General features: G+C 58.0%; 11 protein-coding genes and 1 pseudogene. 5 read left to right on the forward strand and 7 right to left on the reverse strand.

The genetic code is table 11. The features are described from left to right. Positions 1-89 precede the first annotated feature (89 nt). The gene (locus ACLEJR_RS11400; RefSeq protein WP_440813980.1) at positions 90-1160 is read right to left on the reverse strand and encodes an isocitrate/isopropylmalate dehydrogenase family protein; all 1071 of its coding nucleotides are present in this window, start codon (positions 1158-1160) and stop codon (positions 90-92) included. Between the two features lie 252 nt (positions 1161-1412). Between ACLEJR_RS11400 and rraA the strand changes: the two are divergent. Then, positions 1413-1890: pseudogene (rraA, locus tag ACLEJR_RS11405) on the forward strand (ribonuclease E activity regulator RraA). Here rraA and ACLEJR_RS11410 read toward each other — a convergent pair. Then, a complete protein-coding gene (locus ACLEJR_RS11410; protein WP_440814089.1) occupies positions 1887-2813 on the reverse strand; it encodes a GntR family transcriptional regulator in 927 nt (308 codons plus the stop codon). The pseudogene rraA and the gene ACLEJR_RS11410 sit on opposite strands and share 4 nt — an antisense overlap. 183 nt (positions 2814-2996) lie before the next feature. Here ACLEJR_RS11410 and ACLEJR_RS11415 point away from each other — a divergent pair, with 183 nt between their 5' ends. The 4 genes from ACLEJR_RS11415 (at position 2997) to ACLEJR_RS11430 (ending at position 6793) form a co-directional block, all read left to right on the forward strand. Further along, complete coding sequence (locus tag ACLEJR_RS11415; protein ID WP_440813981.1) at positions 2997-3656, forward strand: aspartate/glutamate racemase family protein; 660 nt, start codon at positions 2997-2999, stop codon at positions 3654-3656. Between the two features lie 18 nt (positions 3657-3674). Continuing rightward, positions 3675-4463: a hydroxypyruvate isomerase family protein gene (locus tag ACLEJR_RS11420; protein ID WP_440813984.1), complete on the forward strand. Its 789-nt coding sequence runs from the start codon at positions 3675-3677 to the stop codon at positions 4461-4463. A gap of 132 nt (positions 4464-4595) precedes the next feature. Continuing rightward, positions 4596-5339: an acetoacetyl-CoA reductase gene (phbB, locus tag ACLEJR_RS11425; RefSeq protein WP_440813987.1), complete on the forward strand. Its 744-nt coding sequence runs from the start codon at positions 4596-4598 to the stop codon at positions 5337-5339. Between the two features lie 119 nt (positions 5340-5458). Then, the gene (locus tag ACLEJR_RS11430; RefSeq protein WP_280035171.1) at positions 5459-6793 is read left to right on the forward strand and encodes a CitMHS family transporter; all 1335 of its coding nucleotides are present in this window, start codon (positions 5459-5461) and stop codon (positions 6791-6793) included. A gap of 185 nt (positions 6794-6978) precedes the next feature. Here the strand turns inward: ACLEJR_RS11430 and ACLEJR_RS11435 are convergent, their stop codons facing one another. From ACLEJR_RS11435 to ACLEJR_RS11455, 5 genes are all read right to left on the reverse strand, one after another. Then, the gene (locus ACLEJR_RS11435; RefSeq protein WP_440813991.1) at positions 6979-7749 is read right to left on the reverse strand and encodes an SDR family NAD(P)-dependent oxidoreductase; all 771 of its coding nucleotides are present in this window, start codon (positions 7747-7749) and stop codon (positions 6979-6981) included. A gap of 69 nt (positions 7750-7818) precedes the next feature. After that, the gene (locus ACLEJR_RS11440; RefSeq protein WP_440813994.1) at positions 7819-8652 is read right to left on the reverse strand and encodes a transporter substrate-binding domain-containing protein; all 834 of its coding nucleotides are present in this window, start codon (positions 8650-8652) and stop codon (positions 7819-7821) included. 377 nt (positions 8653-9029) lie between these two features. Beyond that, positions 9030-10334 (reverse strand): aspartate aminotransferase family protein, encoded by a 1305-nt coding sequence (locus ACLEJR_RS11445; RefSeq protein ID WP_440813996.1) that lies wholly within the window; start codon positions 10332-10334, stop codon positions 9030-9032. A gap of 90 nt (positions 10335-10424) precedes the next feature. After that, positions 10425-11921, reverse strand: coding sequence for a CoA-acylating methylmalonate-semialdehyde dehydrogenase (locus ACLEJR_RS11450; protein WP_440813999.1), 1497 nt, complete (start codon positions 11919-11921; stop codon positions 10425-10427). A 72-nt stretch (positions 11922-11993) separates the two neighbouring features. After that, entirely contained in the window at positions 11994-13340 is a 1347-nt protein-coding gene (locus ACLEJR_RS11455) for an aspartate aminotransferase family protein (protein WP_440814001.1), read from the reverse strand. Positions 13341-13407: the final 67 nt, after the last annotated feature.

Raw genomic sequence — 13407 nt, forward strand, 5'->3', positions numbered from 1 at the left:
CCTACCGCGAGGGAGAACGGGCTAAAAACTGGTTGATAACGCGTACTCAAGACAAACGGGGCGGCATGCCAGCATGCCGCCCCGTCTGATCAACCCAGGATCACCTTGGCGACGGCTTCGCCGAAGGCCTTGGTGCCGCTGGAGCCGCCCAGGTCAGGCGTGCGTTGTTTCGGATCCTGCAGAACCACGTCGACCGCCTTGTCCATTTCTAGGCCGGCCTTGATCAGTGCTTCCTTGTTGTGGTGCTCGCCCATCCACTGCAGCAGCATACCCACCGACAAGATCATCGAGACGGGGTTGGCCTTGTCCTGACCGGCGATGTCCGGTGCAGAACCGTGCTGAGCCTGCGCGCAGCAGTGAATATCGCTGGCCATCATCGAACCGGCGAGGCCCAGGCTGCCGGACAGTTCGCTGGCCAGGTCGCTGATGATGTCGCCGTAGAAGTTGGTGGCAACCAGCACGTCAAAGCGCTCGGGGTTGCGCACCAGGTGAGCGGTCGAGGCGTCGACCAGCAGATCGTCCAGCGCGACTTGCGGGAAGTCCTTCGCCACATCACGCACGCATTCCAGGAACAGGCCGTCAGTCATGTGAAAGCTGTTGGCCTTGTGAACGGCGGTGACTTTCTTGCCGCGTTTCATGGCGAGCTCGAAGGCACGGCGCGCGATTCGCTCGCTGCAGTGACGGGTGATTTTACGGGTGGACAATGCCATGTCCGGAGTAGGCATCACTTCGCCCCAACCACGGCTCATGTTGCGATCCGGGTAGAAGCCCTCGGTGGCCTCGCGCATGATCACCAGGTCCATGGTCTTGCCTTCCTTCATGTTCGAAGTCAGGAATGGACGAGTGCGAGCAGGACGAACGTTGGCATACAGATCCAGGCCGATGCGGAATCCGGCGGACACGTTGCGACCGCCCTTCTCCGGCGCCGGATAGTCGGCGTGGGATTGCGTACCCAGGATGATCCCGTCGCAGCCCTTGGCTTTTTCCAGCACTTCTTCACGCAGCGTGGTGCCGTATTTGTCCAGGCTCGTGAAGCCCACGTCGTCGTAATCGAAGCTTAAGCCCAGATTGAATTTGGTGTTGGCCGCTTTCAGCACCGACATTGAAGACTCAACGATTTCCGGACCGATACCGTCACCAGGAAGAACCAAAATACGCATCGCAAACCCCTTGTTTATTGTTTGAGCCGAAGTTTCGAAGCCGGCGCGTCAGGGCTGCCAGCCTCTTTTATGTACGCCGTAAATACAAAGTACAATATCGCCGCAGCGAAGTCCTTACCGATTTGCGCCCGTTCGTCCTGACACGTTCCGGCCGACAGTGCTTGCGCTTTCGACATATTGCATTTTATTGCATGAATATACAATTTGTGCAACCGTTGTACCCAGCGGTTCTGAATCCCAGGAGTGAGCAACATGAGCGTTAAAACTTCCGATCTGTGTGACCAGTATCCGGACGATGTCCGGGGTCCTGACCCCGATGTTTCAGGATTTCGGGGGCAGAACCGAATTTCAGGGGCGAGCATTAACGCTCAAATGTTTTGAGGATAATTCGCGCATCAAGGAAGTGAGCAGTCTGCCAGGCCAGGGCCGTGTACTGGTGGTCGATGGCGGCGCCAGCGATCGTTATGCCTTGTTCGGCGACGTGATCGCTGCTGACCTGGTCAAGAACGGATGGGCAGGCGTTTTGATCTACGGCTATATCCGCGACAAGGCGGCACTGCGCGATATGCCCATTGCCATCAAAGCGTTAGGCACCTCGCCACGAAAAACCGTCAAGCGTAACGAGGGACAGATCGGCGTTGCCGTGGAATTCGCCGGGCACACGATTAACGAGGGTGACTCAATGTACGGCGATGATGATGGCGTCGTGCTGTTGAACACGCCGCTCTAGCTGACGACGGAGACCTCAAGGCTGCGCTGGTATTCCAGCTCATCCTTGGCCTCCTTGTCGGTTTTCTGCCGCCCCACTACATCGAGGTGGTTACGCAGGAACTGCGCAGCGGCTTCGCGCTGACCACTTTCAATGAGATCCAGCAGATGAATGTGTTCCTTGCACTGGTTGATCAATCGCGGGCGATCCACGTTGGCTTTGTACGCCATGAATCGACGCAGCTGGTTTTGTCGACGGATAGCCTCCAGGAAGAACGCATTGCCCGAACAGCGCACCACCAGCTCATGCAGCTGGGCACCAATCTGAAACAGCTGCGAACGCGACAGCGTGAAAATATCGCCATCAAGCAGCTGTTGTTGGACTTCGCGGGCTTTGGCAAACGCGGCCACATCAACCTCATAACCCGGTTCCAGCACCGCTGCAGGTTCGATCGCCATGCGAAACCGGTAGCTCTGGATGTGAGCCTTCGAATCGTGCAGAAAGCTGTTGATCTCCCACCCCTGCCCCGGCTTGCGCTCGATCATCGCCTCGTTGGTCAGACGGTTGAGAACTTTCATGAGTTGCCCTCGGGGCACTTCATACCTGCGCATCAACTCGGCTTCAAAAAAAGTCGTGGGGATGTCACCACGCAGCACGTCATCGACCACCCGCAGGTAAAAATCCTCGAACGGATCGACCTCCAGAGGCAATTTTCGGCTGTCGATGCCGCGCGCATCTGCAGTGAGGAAATAGCCTCGATTGGGCTCTTTGGTCGCCAGCCCCAGTTCGGCCAGCAAAGCAAAGCCGCGCCGAATGGGCGAGCGGGAAACACCCAGCTCCTTGGCAAAGGCTTCTTCGCGCAGCGGATCACCGGCACGCATCGAACGGGCTCGGGCCATGTCGATGATTTTCGGAGCCAACTGCTCCGCGAGATCCTTTTTGATCCTGGGTTTCGTTTTCGACTTGGCGCCCGTCGATGGCTGATCAAGGGTGGACTGTGCTGAATTCATGGAAACCGGTTTTCAAGGGCGGATAGGGAAAAATAACCCGATGCGCGCCAACACGCCACTGTCGCACTGATACGCCGTGGCTCAACAACACCCATGCTCCCTTTGCGAGGCATCTTCATGAAACCCCCACGTATCTTTTTGATTCATGCCACACCGGTCTCGATCGCCCCGATTACCGAAGCCTTTACCAGGCTGTGGCCAGAGGCGAAGCTGGCCAACCTGCTGGAGGACTCGCTGTCGAGCGACCTGGCCGAGGCCGGTGAAATCACCGAGGCGATGAATGAGCGCTTCCACAGATTGGCCACGTATGCCGCCGATTGCGGCGCCGACGCGATCCTGTTTACCTGCTCGGCTTTTGGCGATGCCATTGACCGGTGCAAGCGTGCGCTGACGATTCCGGTGCTCAAACCTAACGAGGCGATGATCGAGCAAGCGCTGGCGCGCACCGGCAACGTTTCGATCGTTGCCACGTTTGAGCCTGCCATCGCCTCGATGACCCAGGAATTTCAGGACTATGCCCGGCAATTGGGTGTCGATCTGCAACTGAGCACTGTCATCTGCCCGGGCGCTTTCGATGCGTTGCGTGAGGGAAACGTCGAGCGCCACGACGCCTTGGTCGTCGAAAGCGTCCGTCAGCCGTCTAGCGGCGACGTACTGTGTTTTGCCCAGTTCTCCATGACCAGCGCCGCGCAAGGCGCGAGCCAGGCCAGTGGGCGCGACGTACTGACAACGCCAGACAGCGCGGTACTCAAACTTCGCACCCTGTTGAACGCCTGAGTGTCGAAGGAGCCGCTTATGATCAGGTTGAACGCACACATCGGTTTTCAGTTCACGGAACTGCCGTTTCTGGAACGGTTTGCAGCGGCCGCCAAGGCCGGCTTCCACGCCGTCGAATTTCCTTCGCCCTATGAGTATGACCCGCTGCAGATCGCGCAACTGCTCGAGGAGCATCAATTGCACATGGTGCAGTTCGCTGCCCCGCAGGGTGCGACCCGTGGCACGACTGCGCTCTGTGCTCCGAGGGAAGAATTCGTCGCCCAGTTACGCCAGGCGGCGCATTACGCGCAAGCCTTGGGATGCAACAAACTTCATTTGATGTCCGGCACCTCGGTCACCGATTTGGGAACGATGACGCAGGACGGGCGCTATCGACGCAACCTCGAATATGCGCTCGAGTTCTTGTATGACGAACGCATCGAACCGTTGATTGAAGTCATCAGTTCGACAGAGATGCCCGGTTATCTCATGAGCCGCTTCGATCTTGCCGAGCAAATGCTTGAGGCTTTGCCAGGTCTCGGATTGATCCTCGACACCTACCACACTGCGCTGTTGGGTGAAGATTGCCTGCGCAAACTCAACCAGTGGTGGCCCCGCATCAGCCATGTGCAGGTCGCTGATTTTCCGGGCCGTCATGAGCCTGGCACGGGGCGCATCGATTTCAGTGGGCTGGTCGCCATGCTGGAAATCGACGGTTACGAGGGTTGGGTGGGCTGTGAGTATCGACCGCTCACGAGCACGGAAGACGGGCTCGAAGCGCTGCGGAACGTCCTGCGATCAAGCCGACATGAAAATGACCGTCCGTAAGAAACCGTTTCCTTTTGGCGAAATTGTATCGCGTAACCTTGCAAAACAATTTCCACTGCAGTCTATTAGTTCCAGTCGCGGTAGAAACTGCACGCAATGCTCCCAACAAAAAATCATAAACGGAGTCAACGCATGAAAAAGAAAATCGCTTTTGTGACTGCTGGCATGGGCAATCTCGGGACTGCTGTCTGCCAGCGCCTGGCTCGTGATGGTTTCACCGTCGTGGCAGGATGTGGACCGGATTCCCCGCTCAAGGACGCATGGCTGGCTCAGCAAAAGCAACTGGGCTTCTCGTTTGTCGCTTCAGAAGGCAGCGTCGCAGACTGGGATTCCTGCCGCGAGGCGTTTGAGCAGATCCGCAAAAACGTCGGCCCCGTCGACGTCCTCATCAACAATGCCGGCACTGCCCGCAATGTGGTGTTCCATGACATGCAGCCGTGTGATTGGGCGACGGTCATCGATACCAACCTGAACTCGTTGTTCAACGTCACCAAACAAGTGATCGACGGCATGGTCGAGCGTGGCTGGGGGCGGGTCATCAATATCTCGTCGGTCAACGCCCAGTTGGGCCAGGTTGGCCAGGTCAACTACTCCACCGCCAAGTCGGCCATCCGCGGCTTCACCCGCGCCCTCGCCCGGGAAGTCGGTTCCCGTGGTGTCACCGTCAATACGGTGTCTCCCGGCTATATCAACACGGCCAAGCTCAAATCCGTCACCACGCCTGATGCCATGGACCGCATCATTGCCGATATCCCCACCCGTCGCCTGGGCACGCCGGAAGAAATAGCCTCGATGTGCGCCTGGCTGGCGTCCGATGAATCGGGCTACGCCAACGGTGCGGACTTCTCGCTCAATGGCGGCCTTCACATGAGTTGATACTCGTGTGAGACTCACCGGCCACTCGCTGGATCAATACCTGTAAGCAGCGGGAACCTTGATGCGCACAGAGCGCAGATCCCATAAAAACAATTGTACTTTACGTCAAGGTGATACAAATGCTCTCATTCCTCGGCTACGGCATGATCGTGACCTTCATGGCACTGATCATGACCAAGCGCCTGTCGCCTCTGGTGGCCATGACCACGGTTCCGATCGTCTTCGCCCTGCTCGCCGGCTTCGGTCCGGACATGGGCGACATGATGATCGAAGGGCTGCGCAAAGTGGCGCCGACCGCGGTCATGGTAATGTTCGCGATCCTTTATTTCGGCGTGATGTTCGATACCGGCCTGTTTGATCCGATCATTCGCAAGTTCATCAAGCTGATCAACGGCGACCCCATGAAAGCCGTGGTGTTTGCCGCTTTGCTGGCGGGCATGGTCTCGCTCGATGGCGACGGCTCCACAACCTACATGATCACCGTCACCGCCATGCTGCCGCTGTTCAAGCGCCTGCGCCTGGAGCCGTTGTCGCTGACGTGTGTCGTGATTCTGGCCGCCAGCGTGACCAATCTGTTGCCATGGGGTGGACCGCTGGCCCGCGCCGCCGCCTCTTTGCAGGTCGACACCTCCGAGCTGTTCATTCCGTTGATTCCGGTGATGATCGTAGCCTTCCTCGGCGTACTGGGTCTGGCTTGGTTCATTGGCGTTCGCGAACGTCAGCGCCTGGGCACACTGCGGTTGTCGGTGGGCGCGGCAGCGACGGTGTTCGATGACGAGGCTGACGAAGGGATGCCCTCGATGTCGGATGAAAATGCGGAGCTGCGTCGCCCCAAGCTGTTCTGGTTGAATGCCAGCCTGACCATCGCCCTGATGGCCGGCCTCGTGACTGAAATACTGCCGTTGTCGATCTTGTTCATGGTGGCGTTCTCCGTCGCCCTGGTGATCAACTACCCGCACATGAACGATCAGCGTCGGCGCATCTCGACGCATGCGCCGACAGCCCTCAACCAGATCGCCATCTTTCTGGCGGCTGGCATCCTCGCGGGCATTCTCTCCGGCACAGGCATGGTCAACGCGATGTCTGCGAGTTTTCTGGCGATGCTGCCTGAATCGTGGGGCCCGTACATGGCGCCGATCACCGCGCTGGCAAGTATCCCTGCGACGTTCTTCATGTCCAACGATGCGTTCTACTATGGCGTGCTGCCGGTGCTCGCCAAAGCCGCCGAGGTGTACGGCATCACCCACGCCGAAATCGGTCGAGCGTCTCTGGTGGGCCAACCGGTGCACTTGCTCAGCCCGCTGGTTGCCTCGACGTACTTGCTTTGCGGCCTGGCCGGCGTCGAGTTCAGCGACCATCAGAAGTACACGATGAAATGGGCCTTTGCGTTGAGCTTCCTCATCTTGGCCGCGTGTCTGGTCATGGGCTTGTTCCCGCTGGCGGCGGGCGTTTGATAAACAGCGGCCGATAACCTGGTCATCCCGATAAAAAAACATCCCGGAAGCAGAACTGCTTTCGGGATGTTTTTTTCATTAATGCCCAAGCTCAACGTGCGGCAGTTGCTGTCCGGGCATCGACGGGAGGCACAAGAGCACTCACACCTCCCGATCCAGCGGTCGCATTTCTCTACACTACACCCTCAGCGGATGTAGCTTCCGCCATTGACGTCCAACGTTGCACCGTTCAGCGAAACTTGCGAAGGTCGAAGCGTGAACGCCACCAACTCGGCGATTTCCGCCGGGCCAGCCATACGCCCCACCGGAATATCTGCTACGGCTGCTGCCTCACCGTGTTGCGCAATGAATTGTTCGGCCATATCGGTACGCACCCATCCGGGGGCGATGGCGACTGCTACGACACCCTCCCCCGCTACGCTGCGAGCCAGAGATTTGGTCAGGTTGATCAAGGCCGCTTTGCTCGATCCGTAGGGTAGGACGTCCGCCGCATATCCACGCTGGGCCGCTCGGCTTGCCATGTTGATGATTCGCCCGCCCCCGTGTTCACGATAATGAGCTATCGCTTTACGGCACAAATCGGCAGCTGCAAAAAAATTGACCTGGAACTCCCGCCGCCAGGCTTCTCGCCACTGCACCGACGAAGCCTCCAATGGGATTTCTGTGCGAATCCCGGCGTTGTTGATCAAGGCGTGAATTCGGCCGCCGCTTGCTTCGAGCGCTGCTTGCCACAGCTGTTCGGGACCTGTCTCCTGGCTCAGATCGCCTTGTACGACCCACCCGTTTCCACCGATACGATCGAGGAGTTCGTGAGCGCCTTGAGCATCCCGACTGAAGTGGATGACGGGCCGCGCGCCTTCCGCGGCCAACTGCTCCACGATAGCGGCGCCAATGCCGCCGGATGCGCCAGTCACCAGTACGGTTTGCCCGGTCAAGGGACGTAGGTGGTCATTCATAAGTAGTCTCCTTCCTATGCTGAAAATAAAACCGCCCGCAAGGTCGGCGGGCGGTCAGACTCGTACGAATTACTTTGTGGCGTTGGCTTCAATCGATGCCTTGTCCACCAACTGCTGAATTTCGCCCGTATCCCGTCGCTGGCGAAGGTAGATATTGAGTACCTCAAGATCCGCTGCCGAGATATCCCTTCGAACCCCAAAAGAGACGCCTTGCTTGGCGAGAGCGGGTTTGGGCAGGATTTCACGCGTCCAATCCGGGTTGGCCAACGCGAACAGATGATTCGTGTCGCTGGCGTCAACAAGCACATCGGCACGTTTGGACATGACTGCCAGACGGGCCTCGTCCATTCCCGGCAGGCGCATCACTTTGCCGTTATGCACCACAGCGGAGATTGCCTTGTCCTGCGCAGTGCCGGACATCACGGCAAATGTGACCTCTGGCTTGTCGAGAGCCCCGATGTCCTCTTTGACATCTGCCACTTTGGGATTGTCTTTGTTGACCAGCAGCGATACCTGGTAATCGGTGGCGGGCACCGTGAACGCCACGGCCAAAGCCCTCTCTGGCGTCTGGTTCAGGGCCATGGCCAGGTCCCATTTGTTGCTCTGCAAGCCTGCAACGAGGTTATCCCAGTTGGTATCGACAAACGTGACTTTGACTTTCAACACCTTCTCGCCGAAATCCCGGCAGAGATCCACAAAGTAGCCACTGTAACCGCCTGTTTTGACGTCGCGCATGACGTACGGTGCGGCAACCGCAGCACCGCATCGCAGCACGCCGGCTTTTTGCACCTCTTGCCACATCGATGACTCAGCCGCCTGCGCAGCTTGATGCATCAGTACAGCGCCAAACAGACCAGCGGCGATCAACCCTTTTTTGACGGTATGCGGGATCGTGAAAACCATGTTCAACCTCACTGTTATCGTTGTTTTGGCAGAATGGTAAGGCGTTACAGTGCATGCTTCGCTGTGTGCAAAACTGCACTCAGAATAGAAACCGCCTCAGAAAGTGTCAATGCAGGGGTCACCTTTCTTTGTTGAGTTAAGTGACGGTTTTTATTGAGAAATCAGGTGATTAAAACGGTATGTAAACGTCAGTAGAAACCGGTTTAATTCACCCAGCCCCGGGTCCATGCTGATTCGTTGCAACGCGGTGGGCCAGATTGCCCACTCGAACGCCATAAAAAAGCCGCCAACAAGTGGCGGCTATCGAGCACAAACAGGTTCTATGGATGGGAATCGCAAACGCGCTTTTCCGCATTGAGCCCCACCCGAGTTGCCGGTTATCCCAACACTGAGCCGATCACCTCGTCGAGAATGGCAACACCCGCGTCGACTTCCTCGGCGGTGACAACACAAGGCGGCGCCACGTGAATGCGGTTCTCGACCACGAACGGCAGGAGTCCTCGCTCCATCAGCTTGGCTTTCAACGCCTGCATTTTGTCTGCCGGCACAGGGGCGCGGGTTTCGCGATGAGTCACGAATTCCAGCGCCCAGAACACCCCCACGCCCCGCACTTCGCCGATTGAAGCGTGACGCTCTTGCAGCTCACGCAAGCGTGGACCCAGCTGGGTCGCGCCAATCTCCAGGGCATTCTCTACGACACCTTCCGAGCGCATGGCGTCAATCGAGGCCACGACGGAAGCCATCGCGAGGGGATGGCCGGAATACGTCAGGCCACCCGGGAAGAAACGCGTGTCGAAATAGGCACACAACTGCTCAGAAATGATGACGCCACCAACCGGTACGTATCCTGAGTTCACGCCTTTGGCGAAGGTAACGAGGTCCGGAATGATCTCGTAATGTTCCAGCGCGAACCATTTGCCTGTCCTTCCGAAGCCGGACATGACTTCGTCGAGAATAAGCAGGATGCCGAACTCATTCGCCAGCTCCCGTACGCCTTTCATATAGGCAGCCGGTGGCAGCAGGACACCTGCCGTACCGGGTAAGCTTTCCAAAAGGATCGCAGCGATCGAGCCTGCACCCTCACTCTCAATGATTCTGCGAAGGTGGCGAAGCGCGCGCTCGGTTTCCTCAGCCTCTGTCTGAGCATTGAACTCAGTGCGATAGAGATAAGGTGTGAAAAAGTGGACGTGGCCACGCGCATACTCGTTCGGCACCCGGCGGGCATCACCGGTGGCAACGATCGCCGATCCGGTATTACCATGATAAGAGCGATAGGCGGACAGCACTTTGTCTCTTCCGGTAAAGAGCCTGGCCATGCGAATCGCGTTTTCGTTGGCGTCAGCCCCCCCGTTGGTGAAAAAGACCTTCCTGAATCCCTTCGGTGACTGCTCGATGATGCGCTTGGCGGCCTCGCCACGCATGTGGTTTGCAGTGGCGGGCGCAACGGTGGTCAGCGTACCGGCCTGCTCCTGGATTGCAGAGATGACCGCAGGATGCTGGTGCCCCAGGTTGGTGTTGATCAGTTGGCTGGAAAAGTCCAGATACTGTTTGCCTTCATAGTCCCATACCGTGCACCCCTTGCCGCCGGCGATGACCAGCGGGTTGAGGGCTCCTTGAGTCGACCAGGAGTGAAACACGTACTCCCGATCAAGACCTGTAACGTATTCATTAGTCACCGACATAAACGTGTCTGCCTCTTCGTAAATGCTTTGTGGGCGAAGCCGCTGCGTCGTCGAACGCCAGGGCTTCATGCGTCGACGACGCGACCTCAATCAGCTGTTGCTGGGGAACGCGAATTGCGCCGCTTCATGGCTGGTGCGCTTTGGCCAACGTTGAGTGATGGCTTTCTTGCGGGTGTAGAACCGCACACCATCCGGGCCATACGCATGCAGGTCACCGAAAAGCGAACGCTTCCAGCCGCCGAAGCTGTGATAGCTGACCGGTACCGGCAGCGGTACGTTGACGCCCACCATTCCGACTTCGATCTCATCACAGAACAGCCGTGCAGACTCACCGTCTCGGGTGAAGATGCAGGTGCCGTTGCCGTACTCGTGGTCGTTGATGAGCTTGATCGCGTGCTCCAAGCTGTTCACGCGCACAACACAAAGCACCGGGCCAAAAATCTCTTCCTTATAGATCCGCATTTCTGGCGTGACATGATCGAACAAGGTACCGCCGACAAAGTAACCGTCCGCACTGCCGGCGACCTCCAGACCACGACCATCAACAACCACCTGGGCACCCGCAGCCACGCCGTCTTCGATGTAGCCCAGCACCTTGTCGCGCGCCGCGGCGGTCACCAGCGGGCCCATATCCAGGCCACAGGTGGTGCCCGCGCCGATCTTCAATGCTTTGATCTGCGGCTCAAGCTTCGCCACTAACGCATCCGCCACCTGGTCGCCCACGCATACGGCCACAGAAATCGCCATACAACGCTCACCGCATGACCCGTAAGCTGCGCCCATAAGCGCGCTGACCGCGTTGTCCAAGTCGGCATCGGGCATCAACACCGCGTGGTTCTTCGCGCCACCCAATGCCTGAACGCGCTTGCCGCGCTTGGTGCCTTCGGCATAGATGTATTCGGCAATCGGGGTCGAACCCACGAAGCTCAGCGCTTTGACCTCTGGGGCCTCGATCAATGCATCAACGGCTTCCTTGTCGCCGTGCACGACGTTCAGAACGCCTTTTGGCAAGCCGGCTTCATGAAGCAGTTCAGCAATGAGCAGCGTGGAGCTGGGATCGCGCTCCGAAGGCTTGAGAATGAAGCAGTTGCCACACGCGATCGCCAGCGGATACATCCACAGCGGCACCATGGCCGGGAAGTTGAACGGCGTGATACCGGCGACAATCCCGACAGGGTGCAGATCAGTCCATGCGTCAATGTTCGGGCCAACGTTTCGGCTGTATTCGCCCTTCAGAATCTCTGGAGCTGCCGATGCAAACTCAACGTTCTCGATTCCGCGCTTGAGCTCGCCCACAGCATCTTCAAGGGTCTTGCCATGTTCTTCGCTGATGAGCTGCGCAATTCGCTGCTCGTTGGCTTCCAGCAACTGCTTGAAGCGGAACATCACTTGGGCGCGTTTGCCTGGAGGCGTGTTGCGCCAAGCCGGAAACGCAGCCTGAGCCGAATCAATGGCCTTCTGCACGGTCGCTCGACTGGCGAGGCCAAGCTTATGAATGGCCTGCCCCGTAGAAGGATTGAATACATCAGAGGTGCGATCGCCGTCTGCGACATATACTCCGTGGATCAAATGCTTGATGGTGCTCATTTCTGTTCCTCAATACTTGATAGCAAGCGGTCTATATAGAAGGTCATGCCTGGCGGATGCCGGGTAACTTCATCAATTAACGCCGTGCAGGGCTTCGCCCACAGCGTCGAACAAACGATCCAGTTCCTGTGGCTTCGTATTAAAGGTCGGGCCGAACTGCAGCGTGTCGCCGCCGAAGCGGACGTAGAAACCTGCTTGCCAGAGCGCCATGCCCACTTCAAAGGGACGCACGATGGTGTCACCGTCACGAGGGGCGATTTGCAACGCACTCGCCAATCCACAGTTGCGGATGTCGACCACATGTTTCGCGCCTCTGAGGCCGTGAATGGCTTTTTCAAAGTACGGTGCCAGCTCGGCTGACTGCTGCAGCAGGTTTTCCTTCTCCAGCAAATCAAGTGTTGCAAGGGCGGCGGCGCACGCTACAGGGTGCGCGGAACAGGTATAGCCATGCGCAAATTCGACGGCGTACTCAGGTGCCGCCTGGTGCATGAACGCGTCGTAAATGCTGCTGCTCGCAATGACCGCTCCCATAGGGATGGCGCCGTTGGTGATTTGCTTCGCCACATTCATCAAGTCCGGCGTTACACCAAAATATTCGGCACCCGTACGGGTACCGAGGCGACCGAACGCGGTGATCACCTCGTCGAAGATGAGCAAGATATTGTGCTGGTCGCAGATCTCGCGAAGCCGCTGCAGATACCCTTGAGGAGGAACAATCACACCGGCCGAACCGGACATCGGTTCAATGATCACCGCAGCGATGTTGGAGGCATCATGGAGCTCGATAAGTTTGAGCAGCTCATTGGCCAGCGCCACCCCACCCGTCTCGGCAGCGCCTTTCGTGAAGGCCAGATCGGCTTGAAGTGTGTGCGGCAGGTGATCGACGTCCATGAATTGCCCGAACATCTTGCGATTCCCGCCGATGCCTCCCAGGGATGTACCCGCCACGTTCACGCCGTGGTAGCCGCGCGCTCGTCCGATCAGCCGGGTCTTTTGCGGCTGACCTTTGATGCGCCAGTAGGCGCGGGCCATTTTGATAGAGGTGTCGGCACATTCGGAGCCCGACCCTGTGAAGAACACATGATTTAAATCCCCGGGCATCAACTGGGCAATACGGTCAGAAAGCTTGAAAGCCAGCGGATGGCCATATTGAAACGCGGGGGAGTAATCCAGAGACACCAATTGCTTTGCTACAGCGTCGGCAATGTGCTGCCGTGAATGACCCGCACCGCAGGTCCACAGCCCGGACAAGCTGTCGAAGACTTCCCTGCCGGTTTCGTCAATCAGCCAACTGCCCCGCGCGCCTACAATGAAGCGAGGGTCCTTGTGAAAGTTGCGATTTGACGAGAAGGGCATCCAGTGCGACTGCAGATGAAGCGTGCTGGCCAAGGGAATCTCTGTGCGCAAAGCCTGGTTCATGTCGGCATCCTGGGGGGCGGTGGATGGCGCTAGCTTGTAATGAACAGAAATGTACGGTAAATCTGAA

It is taken from the genome of Pseudomonas sp. SMN5 (assembly GCF_052041925.1).
Lineage (GTDB): Bacteria > Pseudomonadota > Gammaproteobacteria > Pseudomonadales > Pseudomonadaceae > Aquipseudomonas.